The sequence below is a fragment of the Streptomyces sp. ICN903 genome, assembly GCF_022015835.1.
GTDB lineage: Bacteria > Actinomycetota > Actinomycetes > Streptomycetales > Streptomycetaceae > Streptomyces > Streptomyces fenghuangensis.
In genome coordinates this window covers 1-19,672 of sequence record NZ_JAKMAY010000085.1, presented here as the reverse complement: position 1 = coordinate 19,672, position 19,672 = coordinate 1, and the positions used below count along the sequence as shown (strand labels likewise).

The following is a 19,672-nucleotide window of genomic DNA, read 5'->3' as shown; positions in this document are numbered from 1 at the left end:
GTTCCCCCGCCCGTCCGTGCTCCCGGAGGCCGCCCCGGGCCCGGCACCGGCACCGGCGCCGGCAGCAGGTACGGCATCGGGTACGGCCGGGGCGGCGGCCGTCTCCCCGTGCCCGCGCCGCGTCTCGTACCAGCGCAGCAGCCGCGCCCAGGGGGTGCCGCAGGCCTGCTCGGCGTGGCGCAGCCAGAGGCGCTCGGCCGTCTGCCCCGCCGCCCACGCGCCCACCGCGCAGGCCAGCCGGTCCTCGAACTCCTCGCGCGCCCGCTCGGTCAGCCCGGCCGGGCCCTGCGGGGTGTCGGCCATGTAGACCGGGCGGAGCCGGGCGACCACGCCGTCCACGTCGGCCGACAGCCGCAGCGCGGCCGCCCGCCGCGACGAGGCCAACTCGCTCAGGCAGTCCCTCAGTTCACCGACGCCCTGGCCCGTGAGCGCGGACAGGGCCAGTACGGTCGCGCCGGGCTCGCCGTGCTCGCCGAGGGCCATGCCGTCCTCGTCCAGCAGCCGCCGCAGATCGTCCATGACGGTGTCGACGGCGTCGCCCGGCAGCCGGTCGACCTGGTTGAGCACCACGAACGTCACCTCGGCGTGGCCGGCCAGGGGCCGCAGATAGCGCTCGTGCAGCACCGCGTCCGCGTACTTCTCCGGGTCGGTCACCCAGACCACCGCGTCCACCAGCCGCAGCATCCGGTCGACCTGCTCGCGGTGGCCGGGGGCGGCGGAGTCGTGGTCGGGCAGGTCGATGAGGACCAGGCCGCGCAGCGCCGGGTCGCGCGGCTGCACCCGGCGCCGGGCCCGGGGCGGCACTCCCATCCGCTCCAGCAGGCCGTCGGCGCCGCTGTCCCACTCGGTCTCCCAGACGCAGGCGACGGGCAGCGAGGTGGTGGGGCGGCGCAGTCCGGTCTCGGAGAGCTGGACCCCCGCGAGCGTGTTGAACAGCATCGACTTGCCGCTGCCGGTGGCCCCGGCGACGGCGACGGTGGTGTAAGCCCGCGACAGCCTGCCGCGCGCGGTGACCTCGTCCAGGATCCGGCCCGCCTCGGCGAGCACCTCGCCGTCCAGCCGGGTGCGGGAGAGCCCGACCAACTCCCTCAGCGCGCGCAGCCGTTGGCGCAGCGTCTCCTCCTCGGGCGCGGCGCCCGGCGCGGCGTACGCCCGCGTGCCGCCGGTGAGGCCGCCGTCCCACCACTCCTCCCGGCCGCCGGTGCGGCCGCCGCGGGCGCCGTCGAACGGCCCGGCGTCGAAGGGCGCGCCCTCGAACGGCCCGGTGTCGAAGGAAGCGCCGTCGAAGGGCCCGGCGGGGAACGGCGTGCCCTCGGTCTCCTCCCGCACACCCCCTCCCCCGTCCGTGCGGGCTCTGCGGGCGATCAGCCCGTCGTCCCAGATCCGGCCGCCGTCGGTGCGGACATCGGCGCCCACCGCGATCACCTCTCCCTCTGCAGTACGGACAGTGCGGCGATCAGGGCCACCTGCTGGTCGGGGGTGGCGTCGAGGTCCCGCAGGGGCGCGAGCCGGTAGCCGCGCTCCCCCCGCAGTACGCGGTCCAGGCAGTCCTCCAGCAGCCGCTCGCCGCGCTCGCGCAGCCGCGCCGCGACGGCCGCGCCCAGGGCGCAGGCGAGTGCCTCGTCCGCGCCCCGCGCGCGCCGTCCGCCCAGCAGCGCGGTGGCGAGCAGGGCCGCGGTCTCCTCGGCCGACAGCGGGCAGCCGCCCTCGGCCGCGCGCAGTTCCTCGTCGGCCACCTCCTCCAGGCAGCGCCGCCAGCGCCGCGCCAGGAGGTCGATCCGCTCGGCGACCAGTTCGTCGGCGCGGCCGCACTCGGGGGCGCCGGGTTCCAGGCGCCAGGCGTCGGCGGCCTGCTCGTCGGCGTCGCCGACGGCGCCGCGCAGCAGGGCGGACAGTCCGTCGGCGAAGGCGTCCAGGAGTTCGTCGCCGCCGCTGTCCCGGGGGAAGCCGCGCCAGCGGGCGAGGGCCTCGCCCGCCAGCAGCTCGCCGTCGGCGATCTGCCGCCGCACCCGCGCCCCGGCCCGCTCGTACGCGCCGTCGATGTGGCGCATCAGCCGCAGTACGGCCGCGTGCTGGGCCGCCGCCGCGCCCGCCAGCCCGGAGACGCGCGAGCGCAGCGAGGCCAGGGCGCCGGTGGCCGTCCGGTCGGCGGCGACCACGCGTGCGGCGGGATCCCCGGCGTGGTGGAGCAGCCACTCGCGCAGCCCGGCCACGGCCGTGGCGGGCAGCAGCCCGGAGCCGCCGCGCGCGGACTCGGGCAGCTCGGGAACGGTGAAGCAGGGCACGTCGCCGAGGCCGGCCCGCGCCAGCAGGGCGGTGTACCGGCGGGAGATCTCGTCGGCGACCTGGTGGGGCACCCGGTCCAGCACGGTGGCCAGCGTCACGTCGTACTCGCGGGCGCTGCGCAGCAGGTGCCAGGGGATCGCGTCGGCGTAGCGGGAGGCGGTGGTGACCAGGATCCACACGTCGGCGGCGCAGAACAGCTCGGCGGCCAGCTCGCGGTTGGCGGTCACCAGGGAGTCGATGTCGGGCGAGTCCAGCAGGGCGAGCCCGACGGGCACGGCCTCGGCGGTCTCGACGGCGAGCGCGGGCGGGGCGTCGGCGTCGCCGCCGTCCGCCGCGTGGTCGTCGTCGGAGAGGGCGGGCGAGGTGTCCTGCGCGGCCCGGCAGTCCTCCCGCCGCGGCGTCCAGACCCGTCTCAGCCGGGGCAGTACGCGTGGCCCGGCGAACCAGTGCTGGTCGGCGGGGTGGCAGACCAGCACCGGTGTGCGCGTGGTGGGCCGCAGCACCCCCGCGTCGCTGACCCGGCGCCCGACGAGCGAGTTGACCAGAGTGGACTTCCCGGCCCCGGTGGAGCCGCCGACCACGGCGAGCAGCGGCGCCTCGGGGGCGCGCAGCCTGGGCACCAGGTAGTCGTCGAGCTGGGCGAGCAGCTCGCTGCGGGAGCGGCGGGCGCGCTCGGCCCCGGGCAGCGGCAGCGGAAAGCGGGCTGCGGCGACGCGGTCACGCAGCGTGGTGAGCGCGTCGAGCAGTTCGGTCCTAGCTTCCAAGATCGCCACATGCGCAGAATGCCCAATTTCGAATGGTTTTTGAAGTGCATTAGGGCTAGAACAGGGTGTTTTGACCCCTGTGGCCCGCGCCGCACCCGGGAGCGGAGGGCATAACGACTGCACAACACCCGCCCCGCCGGGCGTTCAAACCGGTGCATGATTCGTACTCGCCTGCGATTATCGGGACCGCTTCACTGAACCTCCACAGGGTGTCGCGGACGTGAAGCAACCGGGAGGAAGCGCCCGGGCCCCTATCCTTGTCGCGGCAAGGTCACCCGGGGGCGCTCCGTCGTCCGTCCGCGACCGCTTGAGCCCCCGTAGCTCAGTGGATAGAGCAGGCGCCTTCTAAGCGCTTGGCCGCAGGTTCGAGTCCTGCCGGGGGCGCTCACGACCTTCCGTCGCCGTCCGGTCCGCCGGGCGGCGCACGCATTCACTCCCCGCTCCCCCGGCGCGCCGCACGCGGTGCGGCGCCCGCCCGGCGAAGCCGCATAGCGGGACAAAGGGCCGTATGGGTTGAGAGCTGGTTGAATATCGCACCATCCTTGTTGCCATGAGCCTTGCCACCGCCTTTCCCGATGTATCCGGCATGCGCGACTACGCCCTCGACTGGGCCCTGGTCGACGTGGAGACCTCCGGCCTGGTGGCCCGCCGGGACCGGGTGCTGTCCGTCGCGGTGGTGACCCTCGGCCCGGACGGCGAGCAGACGGGGGAGTTCTCCACCCTGCTCGACCCCGGATGCGACCCCGGGCCGGTCCACGTACACGGGCTGACGGCCGGGCGGCTGCGCGGCGCCCCGGTCTTCGAGCAGGTCGCCGAACGGATCGCCGCCATGCTGGAGGGCCGTGTCCTGGTCGCCCACAACGCGCAGTTCGACTACGACTTCCTGGCCCACGAGTTCGCCCGTGCGCGCAGGTCCCTGCCGGTCTCACGGCGGCTGTGCACCCTGGCGCTGAACCGGCGCGTGGACCCTCCGACCGAGGATCTCAGGCTGGGCACGCTGGCCGCCCACTACGGAGTTCAGCAACTCCGCGCCCATGACGCGCTGGACGACACCCGGGTACTGGCCGGCGTACTGCGCGGCTCCCTGCGGGAGGCGGCCCGGCTCGATCTGCCCCTGCCGCTCGTGTCCTGCCCGCCCCGGCAGGACCCGCGGTTCGCGCCGAAGCCCCCCAAGACGCCGTGCGCCTTCCGCAACCCCGGGCGGCTGTCGCCGGGCGGGAAGCTGGTGCAGGGCATGAAGGTCGCCCTCACCGGGGAGACAGCCGTCCCCCGCGCGGAGCTGACCGAGCGCGCCGTGGCCGCCGGACTGAACGTGATGACCTCCGTCAGCCGGCACACCGGCGTCCTGGTCACCAACGACCCGGCCTCGGGCTCGGCGAAGGCTCGGCGGGCCGTCGCCGAGGGGGTGCCCGTCATCGACGAGCGAACCTTCCTGCGACTGCTGGACGACGTACGCCCGGGTACGCCGCACGGGCAGTCGGCCGCCTCCGTTCCCGCCCCGGCCGCCGCGCCGCCGGAACCTGCGCCGGCCACGGCCGGCGCACCGGGCACGGCGTCCCCGGTGGACACGGCGGCCGAGCGGGTCGCCGACACCACGCCCGCCGCACCCGCGACACCCCCGCGGCCGAAGCCGAAGCGGGCGAGCGGGCCGCTGACGGGGCGGCGCGTACTGGCCCTGGGCGGCACCCATCCCCAGGCCGCCGCCGCCCGCACCCGGATCGTCGAACTGGGCGGAGCCGCGGCGATCAACCTGTCGGCCGGTGTCACCGACGTCGTCCTCCTGCCGGGCGGCGACGGCGACCGCCGCATGCGCCGGATCACCGCTCTGGAGATCCCCGTACACGGTGCCGACTGGCTCGACGCCCCCACCGCCGCCCCCGGCCGGGAGCGCGCCGACGACCGGCGGGCCCCTCGGGTGCTGCCGAGGGGAGGGGTCGTCGACCTGCCCGGGCAGGACGTGGGCGCTCTGTGGAGCGCCACCGCCTCCTGGGCCCAGCAGACGGCCTGCGAGATCGACGTCGTGGCCTTCAGTGTCGACGAGGACGAACAGGTCTCCCGCGACGAGGACTTCGTCTTCTACGGCGCCCCCGAGAACCCCGGCGGCACCGTACGGCTCCTCTGCGACGGACCCACCGAGCAGACCGTCACCGTCGACACCGGCGCGCTGCCGCCCGCGGTCCGCAAGGTGGTGGTCGCGGCGGCCGTCGACGGCGAACCGGCCTTCGGCGACGTCGGCGCCGTACAGATCACCGTGGGCCCGGACGGCGGCACGGCCCCGCTGGCCCAGGCCGTCCTCGACGCCGCCACCACCGAGCGCACCATGATCCTGGCGGAGATCTACCGCCGAGGCCCTCTCTGGCGCCTGCGCGCGGTCGGCCAGGGCTACGACCACGGTCTCGCCGAACTCGCCCGCGGCTACGGGGTGGACGTCGCACAGGAGTGAGCGCGCCCCGCGCCCGTCCTCACCACTCACAGAGCGATCTCCGCCCACACCGTCTTGCCCGGCCCGCAGCGCTCGCGCATCCCCCAGCGGTCCGCGACCGCCTCGACCAGCAGCAGCCCCCTGCCCCTCTCCTCCTCCGAGCCGGCTTCGGCACACACGAGGGGCAGGGGGCGCCCCGGGTGGGTGTCGGACACCTCGACGCGCAGGACGCCTCCCCCGCCGTCGTACACGAGCACCAACTCGAAGTCCCGCCCGGGGACGCGGCCGTGCAGCACGGCGTTGGCCGCCAACTCGGCGACGGCGAGCACGGCGGCGTCGAAGACGGCCGTGCCGCGCGGGATGCCCCAGACGGTGAACTGGTGCGCGGCGAGCAGCCGGGCCAGCCGCGCACCGCGCCGGGTCGCGGAGAACCGCTGGGCGAACGTACGTACGGTGACGGGCGGTTGAGGGTGCTGGACTGTCATGGCGGCCAGCGTTCCGCCGCGAACTCCCTGCTCGGCAGGGACGGAACCAGCACAGATCCCGCTGTACCGGTGGAACCGGTGGACTGGGTCGGTCACAGGGTGTGACGATGACGGGTCTGTGACGTTGGGCAACGGGACGGACACTTCTTGTTGCGGACGCGGGTACGGGGAGGCGGTTTTCCATGGCGGCGGACAACGACGGCGGGACCAGGAACAGCGGCGGAGACGGTGGCGGGAGCGGTGGCAACGGCGGCGGGAACGGCGGACCGGAACTGTCCGACAGCCTCAAGACCTTCGGGGCCGTCCTGAAGGTCCTGCGGGAAGAAGCCCGTCTGACACAGGAGGAGTTCGCCCCGCGCGTCCGGTACTCCCCGCACTACGTCGCCAAGATCGAGCAGGGCAAGCGGTTCCCGCCCAGGGACCTCGTCGCGCGCTCGGAGGAACCCCTCGGCCCCGTCGCCGCCCGCGTCCTCGCGGCGGCCGCCCGCAGCCTGACCCGCCGGGCAGGGTTGGCCTCGTGGTTCCACCAGTGGGCGAGCATCGAGGAGGAGGCGCTGTCGCTGTACGCCTACGAGTGCCGCGTCGTACCCGGACTGCTGCAGCCGGAGCCGTACATCCGAGCAGTCTTCGATCGTCGGCTTCCTCCGCTGACGGAGGAGCAGATCGAGCAACAGGTAGCTGCTCGCCTGGCCAGGCAGCAACTCATGATCGAGCGGCCGAACACCACGTTCTGCTTTCTCATCGAGCAGGCGCTTCTGGAGCGCCGCCTGGGAGGTACCGAGGTCACGCGGTTGCTCCTCGACCACCTCTTGGAGCAGGGCCGCCGCCGCAACGTGGAGATCCAGATCATGCCGTTGCGGCAGGAGGACCACTACGGCTTCGAAGGGCCGATGTACCTTGCCGAGACCCCGGACCACCAGTGGGTCGGCTACTACGAATGCCAGGAGGACAGCGCTCTGATCACCTCCCAGAAAGCCGTCAGCTCCATGCTCCAGCGCTATGGCAAGATGCGCTCGCAGGCTCTCAGCCCAGAGGCATCCGCCGGCCTGCTCAAGCAGATGCGAGGAGCGCTATGAGCACTACTGGACTGGACTGGTTCAAGAGCAGTTACAGCGGCGGCGGGGGCGACAACTGCGTCGAGGTGGCCATGCGCCCCGAGACTGTTCTCATCCGGGACTCCAAGGACACGCAGCGGCAGCCGCTGTTCGTGTCCCCTGCCGCCTGGTCGGCCTTCACCACCCACGCGGCGGGCTCGCGTCCCTGAACCCGTGAACGGTCGGTGGGGCGGCCGCGTACGCGCCGCCCCACGCCGGAGCCTCCGCATACGGCGGCATGCACCGCGGCTACTCCTCGCAGCCCGTCTCCTCCATGCCCACCGGCAGATACGCCTCGGCGAAGCGTTCGAGCTCCTCACGCCAGCCGTCGGGCTCGGACACGTCGAAGCGCTCGACGGAAACGTCCAGGATGTAGTGGCCTTTCTTCCCCTGGTACGTGCACGGGTTGACCGAGAGCGCCATGCCGTCCGAGACGACCGTGTCCGCGCCGAAGGACGCCTTCCTCGGGTTGACGAAACGGCTGGGATTCTCCGCCGCGAACTTCATGGCGTCGAGCTCCCCACCGTCCCGGTATTCGCGGATGCCCAGTTCCGTCCGCCCGTCGACGGACAGCAGGCATCTCGTCGTGTCGTCCCCGATGGGGGTCATCTCCGCCTCGAACTTCTCGCCCTCCGGCAGCAGCGGCCGGACGAGCCCCGGATCGATCTTCCTGCCGCAGATCTCCTCCGGCACCGTGTAGCCCTCCGAGCCGATGCACGCGGACAGGGACGCCACCAGAACGACGGCGGACAGCACCGCTGTCCTCGGCCCGCGATACATTCCGCTAGTCCCCATTTTTCCCCGCCAGCCCCTTGGCACGGTTGTTCCCGTCGTACGCCGCCCCGCCTATCTCGTGCTGCAGACTGTATTCCGTTCCCGCGTCGGGGTGGTCGGGGTTGGCTTCGGCCCACAAGTGCGCCAGTGCTTTGAGCTGTATCTCGCGCACCCGGAAGTTCTCCCCGTTCTCCCGGCTGATCTCGTCGTCGATGCGCCTCTGCTCCTCCAATTGCCAGGAGTACGCCATCGCGTCCACACCACGCTGGGCCGCGTCGCCGACGACGGGGATGAAGTTCGCCGCACCGCCGACGAGGTGGTAGCCCCATTTGGCGTCCCAGGAGGGGTCGTCCTTGTCGGTGTCCAGAGCCTGGTAGCGGGCCTCTTCGAGGAATCCGGTCGTATGGCCGGCGCGCAGCAGGGTCTCCTTCGGGTCATCGGGAGTGCCCACATTGATGTCCCGGCCCATCTCCCGGAGCAGCCCCTCGTTGAGGATTCCGTACGCCTCCTGGTCGCGGGACACCTGCTTGCTGACCTCCAGCAGTTGCTTCCTGTCCAGCGGGCTCTCGTACGGGTCGAGGCTGCTGGCCGCCTGGTGGACGGTGTCCGAGTGGTTGGCGAGGACCTTGGCCATGTCGTCGCGGATCTCCGGCGGGAAGTCGTCGCCCGTCGCCGACAGGTACTTCAGTGAACGCTCCAGGACCGCGCCGTGCTGGTCCGTGTGCGGCACGAAGGCCGCTGTGTCGTCGTGGGGGTCGATGCCGGTGGCCGCCGCGAAGAGCGCGTCGCCGATGGCCTCGCGGGCGGCGAAGGGCGGGTCCTGCCCGATGCCGTCGGGGAGGCCCTCCCGCTCCTCGAGCACGTACTGGGCGTTGTCCTGCGGGTGCGTGGAGGTGAAGAACTCGGTGGACGCCTCGGGGTTGCGGCTGAGCGCCGTCATGAAACCGGTCATCGGGTCCCGGCCCAGGTCGTTGTCGGCGCCGCCCGGGTTGAGGATGGTGTGCCCGGAGGTGACGCCCTGCCAGTGGCGGCTCGGCAGGCCCATCTCCTTCTCCCGCTCGACCAGGGCGTCGCCGTAGTCGTTGAGGAAGTCCTTGTCGTATGTGCCGTGGTGCATCAGGTTGCTCATGACCTGGAAGCCGTACGGATTGCCCTGGGTGGGGATGTCCAGTTGCCTGGGCCCGAGTTCGATGACCTCCTTCTTCCACGCCCGCATGGCGGGGCTGTCGCTGTGCGACGCCTCGGCCAGGACGACGCTGAGGTTCTCCTGTGCCTCCTTCAGCTCCTCGATCCGCTCGTCGCTGAAGGGACCGCCCTGCCGGGGGTCGTTGAGGTTCGCGTAGAACTCCAGGAAACCCTTGCCGCCCATGCCGGTCGCGAAGCGCTCGGCGAAGGCGGGGTTGTCCATGTTCTCGGCCACGTGATCGTTGAACCGCTTGAGTTCGGCGTCCGTCATGGACGATCCCTTGGACGCCATCTCAAGGGCCTTCTCGGCCTCCTTGACACCCTGCTGGTCCCGGTAGTCCCGCAGGGAGGAGTAACTGTCGCCGCCGAAGTCGTACGGGTGCCCGGCGACGAGGGACCGCAGTACGGCGGCCATCGCCTCGTCCGCCTGGCTCGCCTTGTCGACCGCCTGGCTGATCTGGTCCCGCACGGAGTTCAGCGTCTCCTGCGTCGGCCCGGGGTCGGTGTTGCCCTCGCCGCGCCGGTCGGGATGCACGGAGCGGGCGACGACGCCGTTGGGCCAGATGGTCACGCCCTCCGGGGGGTTCTCGACGATCCGCTTCAGGTCGTCCCGGGCCGCCTTGATCGTGTCGTGGCCGTCCCGCAGGATGTCGCGGATGCTGGTCGCCTGGGTGACCGCGTCCTGGAACTCCTTGACGGTCTTGTCCACGAACGTCCGCGTGACGGCGGCGTTCTCCCCCTCCCAGTCCGCCTTGTCCGACTTCGCCTTCATGTCGTTCCTGGCTTCGTCGGACAGCTTCTCCAGCTTGGTGACGGTCGTCGTCCAGTCCGTGACCGCATCACCGAGCTTGCCCAGCCGGACGTGCAGCACGTCCTCGAACTTCGGCCCCATTCCTGCCTGCTTCCTCCTGTCGGCTCCGTCAGCGGTAGTAGTCGCTGATGCGGGACGGGTTCATCAGCTGTCCCTGGATGTTGCGCATCCCGGTCTCGATCTTCTCCTCCTCAGCGCCGTAGCTCCTGGAGGAGAAGTCCAGGTGGTTGGAGATGTGCGCGCAGGCCTCCAGCAACGTGTCGACCTGCGTCTCCCAGGTCTCCGCGACCTTGGACAGCGCAGCGCCCGAGGTGAAGTTGTCCCCGCTCAACTGGGTGCCGGCGCTCTTGCTGGCCGATACGGGATGCTTGCCGTCCGCCTTCAGGCCGGCGTGGAGGCCGTGCGCGGCGCGGCCGATCAGTCCGAGGTCGTCCTGCTTGACGGTGAGACCGCCCTGGCCGCCACCGCCACCCTCATCGCCGTCGAGCCGGTTCAACCGTGTCTGGGCGGAACGCTCCTGACTGGCCTTCGCCACCAACTGCGCCCACTCGTCGTCGAACGACACGCACCGCTCCCTTCCTCGTTCGATCCACGGCCCGCTACCGGATGCTTACGCTACTGCGGGACACGAGGCCGGATCCGGCCGGGTGAAGGGGGCATCGAGGTGAGCGGTACCGTGCCCTTCCCCGCCCCGGCGCGGGACGGACGGAAGGCCGGACGCCGCCTACCGCGCCGGCGCCGCGGTAGGTGCCTTCCTCCTGGTCCTGGCGCATGCGGTGGCGGGCTACCTCGTCTTCCTGGCGTACATGTCCGGGACCGCCAATCCGTGGGAGCCGGACGCCGCCGCCCACTCCGGCTTCACCGCGGGGCCGGCACTGCTGGTCACCGGCGTCTGCGCGCTGCCGGCCCGGGGGTTCGTGAGGGCCGGGCACCTGTGCCGGCGGTGGTACGCGCTCCCCGCGTTCCTGGGCCTGGCCGCGCTGCTGCGACCGACCGTCCTCGCGCCCTACGGCCGGCACCGCCACGAGCGGCGCCGAACGTCCTGTCCGGGGCATGGTCCGCGCCCGCACCCGTCCGAGGCGGGCCGTGTGTTGTGAGAGTTCGGAGGCACGGTGCCCGGCCTTCGTAGGGTGGCCGGATGTCAGTTCAACCGCACGGTGGAACCGAACGGGTCACAGCGGCCTGGCAGGCCCTGGCCGACTGGCTTGCCGAGCATGCCCCCGTCTCCCGTGCCTCCCTCCTGCCGCCGGCCGGGGAGGAGGACATCGCCGCCGCCGACTCCCTGCTGACGCGGTACGCCGGGTACGGGCTGCCCGTGGAGTTGGTCGCGCTGTGGCGGCTGTGCGGCGGTGTGGAGCACCAGTACATCGAGGAGAACGAGGAGCACGGCGAGGTCGGCTCCGGTGCGTTTCTGCCGGACGGGGTGCTGCTGCCTCCGCGGGAGGCGGTGCGCCCGCGACTTCCGGAGCCCGGCCGGCCGGACTACTGGAACGGAGCCCGGGTGGTTCCGTGGCTCACCCCGGACGAGGCCGGCCCCGAGTTCGGCCAGTACGCCGGCTCCGGCGGTGTCGGCCACTGGTCGACGATGGCCGGGCCGGAGGTGTCCGAGCCGCGCCACCCGTCGATCGCCGCCTACCTCGAAGCCGTCCACCGCACCCTGACCGTGGGGCCGGCCGGCCTGATGGGGCCCGAGGTGCCGGGCATCGTGTACGGCTGTCTGGTGTGGGAGGACCCGGACCACCCGGGGATGGACGAGGCCTTCGGGCACTGGGCACCGCTCCACTGAGCGGCTGGGCCCGCATCCCCCGGAAGGTCCCGTACGGGTCACGATCCGCGTCCGGCTTGGCCCCGGGTGGGCCGTGTGATGTGAGATGGATGTGGAACACCCGTACGGAACGAACGCGACCGGAGACGGCGAAGGGCAGACGTGGCACGAACCCAGGACATGCGCAGAATCGCACAGTCGGTGGCCCAGGGAGCTGATCCGCGGGCCGTGGCCGAGGAGGAGCTGCGCCGGCGACGACGCGGCGGGGACGGAGGCGGCGGAGGCGGCCAGGGCGGCGGGACCGCCGAGGGCGGCGCCTCCCGTCAGGAACCCTCCCAGCAGGACGGCATCGACCCGGCCGACTTCCCCGCCGCGCGGGACCAGGGCGGCGGTTCCATCGCCACCGTCATGACGCAGCGGACCGTCCCGCTGGCGGAGGCCGGGGAGGCGCTCAACCGCAGCGAGCAGCGGCGCGAGGACGGCGTGCCGGTGCACGCCATCTGTCCGATGGTGCTGCCGCGCGGACGCTCCCTGCTGAGCATGCTCCCGGTGCTCATGCTGCTGGTGGTGGGTCTGGTGGGCTCCTTGACGGTGTCCGCCGCCGGTGGCAGCGCGCTGACCAACCCCCTGTTCGGCCTCCACTACTGGGTGCTGTCGGTGACGGCCGTGGCCTTCGTGTGGTGGCGGCAGGGCATGGTGATGGTGCCGGACGGCTGCCAGGCGCTGATCACCCGCTTCGGGAAGCTGGAGCAGGTGGTAGGCCCCGGACGGGTGATCCTGCTGAACCCGTGGAAGCGGGTGTCGTACATCCTCAACACCACCCGCGAGTACCCGTTCAACGCGCCGGTGCGCGAGGCCCCGACCCGCAGCGGGGTGAAGGCCTCGATCGACCTGTTCATCCAGTTCCGGATCAACGACCCGGTGGAGTTCGTCTACACCCTCGGCGCGGTCCGCGGCTTCGAGGAGAAGCTGAGCAACGCGGTCAGCGAGACCATCCGCAGCCTGATCTACGAGCAGGAGGCCGCCGGCATCTACGACATGGTCGGCGAGGACACCGGCCGGCTCCTGGAGCAGCTCAACCAGCAGTTCCAGCCGGCGGTGGAGCTGACCAACGCCAACATCACGCACGCCGAGCCCTCCGACCGCAACTACCGCATGGACCTGGCGGCCCCGGAGATGGTGCGGGTCGCCAAGGAGGCCTACACCCACGAGTACGCGCTCCAGCTCCGCAAGGAGCAGGACGAGGGCGACCTCACCAAGGAACTGGCCACCCTTCAGGAGACGTTCTCCGCGATCCAGGCGGAGATCGCCCAGTACCAGGCCCAGATGGACACCGCCGTGGAGAGGGAGACCAACCGGGCCCAGGCACTGGCCCGGCAGCGCTATGTGCAGGCCGAGTCGGAGGCGAAGGCCAACGCCGCGCTGCTGGAGGCGCAGGCCCTGGACATCCGCGCGGTGACCGCCGCCGAGGCCCCGGAGATCCTGGAGTACCGCTACCGGCAGCAGATGCTCGACACCCTGGAGCAGGTGGCCGACCATCTGCCGCAGCTGGTGCGGGTCGGCGGCGCGGAGGAGTCCGACGGCACGGCCGGGGTCGACTTCCTCCGGCTGGCCCGGGAGATGATCGGCGAGCACGGCACGGAGCTTTTCACGGACGACGACATGGCCGCCGTCCGTACCCGGCTGCGGGAGGTCTCCGAGCGCATCGAGCGGCGCCAGGAGGAGATCCGCGCCCTGCTGGAGGAGGAGCGTCCAACCGTGCCGGCCGGAAGCCCCGCGGCCTCCGCCGGCGTGGGGACCGCGAGCCCGGAGGCGCCCGGCGGGGAACCCGGAGCGCCTGATGCGCCCGGGGCTCCCGAGACGCCCGCTGCGCCCGCAGCGTCCGACGACACCGAGGAGGCCGCGCAGTGAGCGCCGTATCCACCGCCCGCAGGTCGGTCATCTCCGAGGCCGTGGCCCCCTGGAGCGAGATCGCCCAGCTGCTGCGCGGCGGCGAGGCGGGCACCCTGGTGCCGGTCATCATCCCCCGCCACCGCCGCCGGCTGTGGTGGCTCCTGCCGTTGTGGTTCGGGGTGTTCGCGCTGCTGACCGGCGTACTGCTGAGCGCGGGCGACTCCGATGGGCTGACCGGCGCCGCCCGCGACTCCCTGGCCGCGCTCTCCTACGTCCTGGGCTTCCTCGCCCTGCTGGTCGGGGGGCTGTGGTGGTGGCGCTCCTCGATCGTGGAGATCGAGCAGGGCACCAACGGGGTCCTGACCCGCTACGGCGCGGTCACCCGCACCCTGGATCCCGGCCGCCACTACCTGTGGCACCCGTGGTCGCGGGTGGAGTTCGTGGTGGACACCGCCACCGAGATCCCCTACTCGGCCCCGGTGATGGCCTGCCCGACCCAGGAGAACGTGCCGCTGCGGTCGATCGAGTTCTTCCTGAAGTTCCGCATCACCGACGCGGTGCTGTTCGTGCGGACCATCGGCGCGGGCAACTTCGACCTGGTGCTCTCCAGCGCGGTGCAGGACGCCATCCGGCAGCGGGCGCGCAGGATGCGCACCGAGCGGGCCTACGACCTGCGCGGCTCGGACGTGGCCGACATGCAGGAGCTGCTCAACCGCCAGCTCTCCCGCTACGGGGTGCGCATCACCGGCTGCAACATCCCAGACGTGCAGCTCCCGGCCCAGTACCAGCAGCACCTGGCCACCCGTGAGCGGGTCGCCAAGGAGCGCGCCGCGTACGACCAGGAGTGGGGCCTGACCCGCAAGCGCCGCATCGACAGCCTCCAGATGGACATCGAGCGGGCGAAGAAGGTGCGCGACGCGCGCATCGTCGAGGTGAAGGCCGCACTGAACCGGGCGCGCGAGGAGGTGGCCCAGCTCCTGGAGGAGCAGGAGACCAACGCGCAGCGGGTGCGGTTCGAGATCGAGACCCGCGGGCGCAGCGGTCTGATCGCCGCCGAGAACGAGGCCCGCGCCCAGCGCCGGCTGGCCCAGGCGTACCGCGACAACCGGGCGGTGCTCCAGTACGAACTGGCCCGCCGCCGCCTGGAGGTCGGCGCGACTCTGGCCGGCAGCGCGCCGCGGCCGGTCGTGGTGCGCACCGACGGCGCGGGCGGCGGTGACACCTCGGCGCTGTCCACGCTGCTGACGGCCCAGCTGCTGCCGCGGCTGGCGGCCCTGCCGTCCGCGCAGCCGGCGCCGCGGTCCGCCGGCGCGGCTGACGGCGAGGGCTGAGCCCCGTCCCACCCGCTCCGTCCCACCCGCTCCGCTCCAGCCGGGCGGACGGGACGGACGCGTTCCGGCCCATGGGGCGCGGGGGTCCTGCGCCGCTCCCCGCGCCGCGGCAAAGCAGGACCGGATCCTGGTTGGATTCGGTCCTGCTTTGTCGAGCCGACTTTCCTGGTCACATGAAGTTGCGGGTGTGGAGCGCGGAGAGTTCGGCCGCCTCGTCGGCGGGGAAGCCGAGGTGGACCAGGCGGCGCTGCCTGCCCTCGTCCATCTCGGCCTGGAGGGCCAGGACCGCGTCGTGGCCCCGGCCGATCGCCTCGGGGGTCCACTCGCCCGCGGCGAGGACCACCAGGGAGTCGAGGACGTCCGCGTTGAGGCCCGCGGTGTCGGTGAGGGCGTCGTGGCGGCGCTCCACGGCCGCGCGGAGCCTGCCGCGCAGGGCGGGGTCGACGGTGCCTCGGTGGTGGAGGTGGGCGACGCCGAAGGCCACGTGCCGGGCCTCGTCGCGACGGGCCAGGGCCGTGATGCGGCGGGTGACCGGGTCGGGGGCGTGGCGTTCCAGGAAGGCCAGCAGGCTCAGGAAGCTGCCCTCGCCCAGCACGGAGAGGAGGAAGGAGGCCAGGGAGAAGTCCGGTTCGGTCAGCAGGGTGTCGAGCGACTCCCGTCCGCCGGCCGAGGACGTGCCCATCTCCCCGCCCCGCAGCAGGGCACGGCGGGTGAAGACCTCCATGTGGCGGGCCTCGTCGGCCGCCTGCACGGCCAGCAGCTGGAGGACCTCGCGGAAGTGCGGATGGATGCGCGCCAGCAGCCGGGCGGGGACGACGAGGGCGGCCTGCTCGTTCTCCACCAGATAGGTCATCACCTGGACGACGGCGCGCTCGACCTCGTCGGGGAGGGAGAAGGGCGCCTCCCAGTCGACGGCCCGGCCCGGGTCCCACTGCTCGGCCGCCGCGCGGGCGTAGAGGTGGGGGGCGACGTCGGCCCAGACGTGGTCGCGGTCCACCAGATCGAAGGGGCCGACCGGGCCGCCCCGCTCGACCAGCGCGCCGCGCGCCGCCAGGCCCCAGGCGGGCGAGGGGCGGGCCGCGAGACCGTCGGGGCCGGGACCGCCGGCCCGCTCGGCGCCCGACCAGCGGTCGAGGTCCGCCCGACCGCGGACGATGCGGGCGCGGACGCCGCCGGCCCCCTGCCCGCCCGGGGCCCCGCCCGGATCCGGTGCGCGCAGTCCGTGGCCGTGTGCGCGGCACCAGGCGCGCAGGTGGACGGGCAGCGCGGGGTCCTCTCCGGTCACCGCCAGTTCCTGGCCCGGGCGCAGGTCCCGCAGCGCGCGCCGTACCAGCAGGTGCGCGCCCCGCTCGAAGCCCAGCGCCCCGAGGCGGAGTGTCCGCGGACCGGGCCCGGGGCCGGAACCGGGGCCGGTCGCGGTCACGGCGCGTACTCCGCCGCGGTGACCCGTCCGGACGGGTCGTAGAAGCCCGCCTCGTCCACCGCGGCATCCAGCAGCGCGTAGCCGGTGGTGCGGCCGGGGCGCCAGGCGGTGAGCCCCTCCAGTTCCAGCAGGGGGCGTGCCTCGGGGTCGGCGAACGACATGGACAGCAGCAGATCGCCGAACCGCCCGGTCAGTTCGGCGGGGGCGTCGTCCGCGACCGTCATGTTGCAGTGGTCGTACGGCTCCGTCTGGGCCAGCACCCGTGTGCTCCCGGGCGGCAGCGTCCCCTCCCGCCCGAACAGCAGGTGGTTGGCGTCCAGGAGGCAGGCGGCGTCCGCCTCGCCCGCCAGCAGGGCGCGCGCCGCCTCCCGCTCGCCGCCGACGTGGTCGCCGTGGAGGCCGGTGCCGATGTCGAAGCGGCGGACGCGGAAGTCCCCGCCCGGGCGCAGCCCCGCCCGGCGCAGCGCCTCCAGCGGCAGCAGGGTCGCCTGGGGCGAGTCGACCGCCCCGACGGCCACCGTGCGTCCCTTGAGGTCGGCGAGGGTGGTGACGGGCGAGTCGTGGCGGGTGACGACGACGGAGGTGAGGTCCTGGTCGGTGTCGCGCATCACCAGTGCGCGCACCTCCCGGCCCGCCGCCCGCGCCATGCGGTCGGCGCGCACCCAGGCCAGCGGCGAGTTCCAGGCGGCGTGCAGTCTTCCGGCGAGCAGGTCCTCGACCTGGCGCTCGTAGTGCGAGTAGAGGAGGAAGTCGAAGGGCAGGTCCCGGGCGCGCAGCCACGCGCGGAAGCCGGTCCAGATGGTGACGGTCTTCGGGTCGTAGGCCACGGCGCCCATCAGCAGCGTCAAGGGTCGCTCTCCTCACATGGCGGCGATCTCCGCGAAGCCTAGGAGCACGGGACGATCCGGACAACCATGCCCCGGGCGCGTACGCGTGAGGACCCGTCGGACGCCGTCGGGCGCGGACACGGCGGAACGGGCGCCGCGGCGCGGACACGGCGGAACGGACGCGGTCAGGGCCGCGAGGGGCGGTCCTGCGGGTCCGGCGCGCCGGAGGACGGGCGGTCCTCCTGCCGGGTGCGGGCGCCGGGCTCGCTCTCCAGGACGTGCTCGACGATCCTCGTCACGGCGGCGAGCCCCTCGGGGGACAGCTCCAGGGCGCGCAGGGCGAGCTTCCTGACACCCATGTTGTGCGCCACCCTGGCGAGTTCTATCTCCGCGTCGGTGCGGGCCGCGGCGCGCTCGTCCAGGAAGTAGGAGGCGGGGACGCCGAAGAAGCGGGCCAGGGCCGTCAGGAGCTCGGTGGAGGGGTTCTTCTTGGTGCCCTTGCGCAGCGCCGACAGGTAGGCGCCGCCCACCCGGACACCGGGGTCCGCGCGTTTGACGGCGGTGGCGACCTCCTCGTTGGTGTACCGGCGGCCCTTGGGGCCCTCCGGGCGGACGGTGTCGAAGAGCCGGTCGAGTCTCTCCGCCAGCGTCCGATCCCCGCGGGTGTCGGACACCGCATCCACCTCCACCGCACCGGAACCGACCAGGAGTCGTCACCGCATCATAACTCCTGTCGACCGGACGGGAGTTGACAGGCCGGTCATTCGGAAGCCTAAACTCACTCATCGCGTTCGCTCAACTACCAGTTGAGTTGAGAAGCGAACGGTTCAACCGCAGGTTCACCACCGCCCATGCGCCGGACCGCACGACCGGGGGAGAAGGGGATCGATGAGTACTGCGCCGAGGACGACCGAGGAGTACGCGCCGTCTCCCTCGTGCTGTCCGGAGGGCGGCCATCATCCCCTGACCGATGACCTCACCGGGTTGCTGGTGAGGAGGGCCTGGGAGATCAGGGCCTCCCAGGCCCTCGCCTCCGCCCGCCGGCAGCACAGGCCGCTGGCGCTGCTGCTGGGCGACCTCGACCGCTTCAAGGCCGTCAACGACACCTACGGCCACCTCGCCGGGGACGCCGTGCTGCGCGCCGCCGCGGACGTGCTGCGCCGCGTCGGGAGCGCTGCCCCGAGCTGCGCCGGGGACGCGGTCTGCGGGCGTTACGGGGGCCACGCGGGCGACGAGTTCCTGGCCCTGCTGCCCGGCGCCGGCGCCGAGGAGGCGATGGCCGTGGCCCGGCTCGTCCAGCGGGGCGTGCGGGAGATGTCGGTGCCGGCCCCGGTCAGCCGCGGCACCACCGTGACCATCACCGGGCAGACCGTCTCGCTCGGCGTCGCCGTCTGGGATCCGGCCGACCCCGCCCCGGGCGGGCTGTCGGACCTGCTGCTGGACTCCGACGTGGCGCTGCGGGAGGTCAAACGCGCGGGAGGCGGCCGCATCCGGCTGGCCGGCGCCCCCGGCACGCCCGACCCGCGCCCGGCGCCTCTCCGGCCCGGCCCCTTCCGGGTGATACCGCCCGCCGCCCGGCCGAGCTGGCTGCCGTACGGCGGAACGCACCGCGCCGTACCCGCGGGCACCTGGTGGGACGCGGTACGGGTGCCGGGGCGGACGGGGCTGCTGGTGCTCGACGCGCTGCTGCGCCACGGCGACCGGCCGCCCGGCCCGGTCATCGCCGACCTGCCCGGGGAGGCCGGCGGGCCGGGCGAAGCGCCGGAGGGGGGCTGGGAGCGCTCGCGGACGTACTTCCTCATCCCGCCCAGGGCCGCCGAGCGCTGGGAGCTGCCCGGCGCCCGTGTGCTGGGCCGCGGCTCCTACGTCGTCGTGCCCGACGCCGCCAGCGTCCGCCCGCCGGGTCTGCACTGGATCGTGCCGCCGGCCGCCGACCGCCGGCTGACCAGCATCCGCGCGCTGCACGAGGCGCTGGAGGCGGCGAGGGCGGCCGAAGCGGCCGGGGGCGCCGCGCGGGCCTCCTGCGCGTAGGGCCGCAAGCCCCCCGGGAGGCGGGCCGTACGGAGCGTGCCCGGTGTGCGGGGTCCGCTGCTGCGGCTCCCGTCGGTGCGCGGTCTCCGGCGCCTCCCGGCTGTCGGTCATACCGGCACTCTAGAAGCGCCCGCCCGCGCCTGTCCCGGCCTTCGCGCCACTCTCCGCGATCGTCATATGCCGCTGCGTGCCGAACCGGGCGGCGAGCGGGGCGGGTTCCGCGAGGACGGGTTCGGCCGGGGCGGGTTCGGCGATCGGCTCGAACACCAGGCGCGGCTCGCCACCGTCGAAGGTGAGCGCGAAGGAGGCGTCCAGAGCCCTGGCCAGCCGGGCGAGCACCACCAGGGTGGGCATGCCCCCGCCCAGTTCCAGCCTGGAGACCTGCGGCTGGCTCATGCCCGCCCGGCGGGCCAGCTCCGACTGGGAGATGGCCAGCGCCCTGCGGCGTCCGTACACGGCCCGGCCCAGGTCCTCGGAGACCCTCGCCCTCTCCCGGGCCCGGTCCGCCTCGTCGTGGACGTACTCCGCGCCGGCCCACCGGGCGCGGGCGGCCCCGCGCCGGAGCCGGCCCCCGGCCGTGC

18 protein-coding genes and 1 tRNA gene are annotated in these 19,672 nt (G+C 73.3%); 9 read left to right on the top strand and 10 right to left on the bottom strand.

Translation table 11 applies throughout. From position 1 onward, the window contains the following. Both L7D48_RS11580 and L7D48_RS11575 read right to left on the bottom strand, forming a co-directional pair. Positions 1 to 1,425 (bottom strand): GTPase (locus L7D48_RS11580; RefSeq protein WP_237879044.1); only part of this gene is annotated, 1,425 nt, incomplete at its 3' end. Beyond that, positions 1,422 to 3,050 (bottom strand): dynamin family protein, encoded by a 1,629-nt coding sequence (locus tag L7D48_RS11575; protein WP_237879046.1) that lies wholly within the window; start codon positions 3,048 to 3,050, stop codon positions 1,422 to 1,424. The genes L7D48_RS11580 and L7D48_RS11575, both read right to left, overlap by 4 nt. Positions 3,051 to 3,361: 311 nt before the next feature. Between L7D48_RS11575 and L7D48_RS11570 the strand changes: the two genes are divergently transcribed. Together L7D48_RS11570 and L7D48_RS11565 are read left to right on the top strand one after the other, a co-directional pair. After that, positions 3,362 to 3,434, top strand: a tRNA-Arg gene (locus tag L7D48_RS11570). 166 nt (positions 3,435 to 3,600) lie between these two features. Beyond that, on the top strand, positions 3,601 to 5,493 hold the full coding sequence (locus L7D48_RS11565) for a TerD family protein (RefSeq protein ID WP_237879041.1): 1,893 nt from the start codon (positions 3,601 to 3,603) through the stop codon (positions 5,491 to 5,493). Positions 5,494 to 5,519: 26 nt separating this feature from the next. Here the strand turns inward: L7D48_RS11565 and L7D48_RS11560 are convergent, their stop codons facing one another. Further along, positions 5,520 to 5,957, bottom strand: coding sequence for an ATP-binding protein (locus L7D48_RS11560; RefSeq protein ID WP_237879039.1), 438 nt, complete (start codon positions 5,955 to 5,957; stop codon positions 5,520 to 5,522). A 182-nt stretch (positions 5,958 to 6,139) separates the two neighbouring features. Between L7D48_RS11560 and L7D48_RS11555 the strand changes: the two genes are divergently transcribed. Both L7D48_RS11555 and L7D48_RS11550 read left to right on the top strand, forming a co-directional pair. Further along, the gene (locus tag L7D48_RS11555; protein WP_237879037.1) at positions 6,140 to 7,033 is read left to right on the top strand and encodes a helix-turn-helix transcriptional regulator; all 894 of its coding nucleotides are present in this window, start codon (positions 6,140 to 6,142) and stop codon (positions 7,031 to 7,033) included. After that, entirely contained in the window at positions 7,030 to 7,221 is a 192-nt protein-coding gene (locus L7D48_RS11550) for a DUF397 domain-containing protein (protein ID WP_237879036.1), read from the top strand. The genes L7D48_RS11555 and L7D48_RS11550 overlap by 4 nt, the downstream gene beginning before the upstream one ends. A 79-nt stretch (positions 7,222 to 7,300) precedes the next feature. On the opposite strand, the gene L7D48_RS11545 is transcribed toward L7D48_RS11550, so the two are convergent. Genes L7D48_RS11545 through L7D48_RS11535 form a run of 3 tightly spaced genes read right to left on the bottom strand, consistent with a single transcriptional unit; the run spans position 7,301 to position 10,386 of the window. After that, the gene (locus L7D48_RS11545; RefSeq protein ID WP_237879034.1) at positions 7,301 to 7,807 is read right to left on the bottom strand and encodes a hypothetical protein; all 507 of its coding nucleotides are present in this window, start codon (positions 7,805 to 7,807) and stop codon (positions 7,301 to 7,303) included. 28 nt (positions 7,808 to 7,835) lie between these two features. Then, positions 7,836 to 9,902 (bottom strand): DUF6571 family protein, encoded by a 2,067-nt coding sequence (locus tag L7D48_RS11540; protein WP_237879032.1) that lies wholly within the window; start codon positions 9,900 to 9,902, stop codon positions 7,836 to 7,838. Between the two features lie 28 nt (positions 9,903 to 9,930). Continuing rightward, positions 9,931 to 10,386, bottom strand: a complete 456-nt coding sequence (locus tag L7D48_RS11535) for a hypothetical protein (protein WP_237879030.1) — start codon at positions 10,384 to 10,386, stop codon at positions 9,931 to 9,933. 211 nt (positions 10,387 to 10,597) lie between these two features. On the opposite strand from L7D48_RS11535, the gene L7D48_RS11530 reads away from it, so the two are divergent. From L7D48_RS11530 to L7D48_RS11515, 4 genes are all read left to right on the top strand, one after another. Then, the gene (locus tag L7D48_RS11530) at positions 10,598 to 10,918 is read left to right on the top strand and encodes a hypothetical protein (RefSeq protein WP_237879028.1); all 321 of its coding nucleotides are present in this window, start codon (positions 10,598 to 10,600) and stop codon (positions 10,916 to 10,918) included. A 41-nt stretch (positions 10,919 to 10,959) separates the two neighbouring features. After that, a complete protein-coding gene (locus tag L7D48_RS11525) occupies positions 10,960 to 11,607 on the top strand; it encodes a hypothetical protein (RefSeq protein WP_237879026.1) in 648 nt (215 codons plus the stop codon). 159 nt (positions 11,608 to 11,766) lie between these two features. After that, positions 11,767 to 13,497, top strand: a complete 1,731-nt coding sequence (locus tag L7D48_RS11520) for an SPFH domain-containing protein (protein ID WP_237879024.1) — start codon at positions 11,767 to 11,769, stop codon at positions 13,495 to 13,497. Beyond that, positions 13,494 to 14,810 (top strand): SPFH domain-containing protein, encoded by a 1,317-nt coding sequence (locus tag L7D48_RS11515; RefSeq protein WP_237879022.1) that lies wholly within the window; start codon positions 13,494 to 13,496, stop codon positions 14,808 to 14,810. The genes L7D48_RS11520 and L7D48_RS11515 overlap by 4 nt, the downstream gene beginning before the upstream one ends. Before the next feature lie 169 nt (positions 14,811 to 14,979). Here L7D48_RS11515 and L7D48_RS11510 read toward each other — a convergent pair whose 3' ends face one another. The 3 genes from L7D48_RS11510 to L7D48_RS11500 form a co-directional block, all read right to left on the bottom strand. Further along, a complete protein-coding gene (locus L7D48_RS11510; RefSeq protein ID WP_237879020.1) occupies positions 14,980 to 16,233 on the bottom strand; it encodes a ferritin-like domain-containing protein in 1,254 nt (417 codons plus the stop codon). Continuing rightward, a complete protein-coding gene (locus L7D48_RS11505) occupies positions 16,230 to 17,081 on the bottom strand; it encodes a phosphate/phosphite/phosphonate ABC transporter substrate-binding protein (protein ID WP_237879018.1) in 852 nt (283 codons plus the stop codon). The genes L7D48_RS11510 and L7D48_RS11505 overlap by 4 nt, the downstream gene beginning before the upstream one ends. A gap of 164 nt (positions 17,082 to 17,245) precedes the next feature. Further along, the gene (locus L7D48_RS11500; RefSeq protein ID WP_237879010.1) at positions 17,246 to 17,734 is read right to left on the bottom strand and encodes an XRE family transcriptional regulator; all 489 of its coding nucleotides are present in this window, start codon (positions 17,732 to 17,734) and stop codon (positions 17,246 to 17,248) included. Positions 17,735 to 17,948: 214 nt separating this feature from the next. Here L7D48_RS11500 and L7D48_RS11495 point away from each other — a divergent pair, with 214 nt between their 5' ends. Beyond that, a complete protein-coding gene (locus L7D48_RS11495; protein ID WP_237879008.1) occupies positions 17,949 to 19,091 on the top strand; it encodes a GGDEF domain-containing protein in 1,143 nt (380 codons plus the stop codon). Positions 19,092 to 19,211: 120 nt separating this feature from the next. Here the strand turns inward: L7D48_RS11495 and L7D48_RS11490 are convergent. Beyond that, positions 19,212 to 19,672 (bottom strand): helix-turn-helix domain-containing protein (locus L7D48_RS11490; protein ID WP_237879006.1); only part of this gene is annotated, 461 nt, incomplete at its 5' end.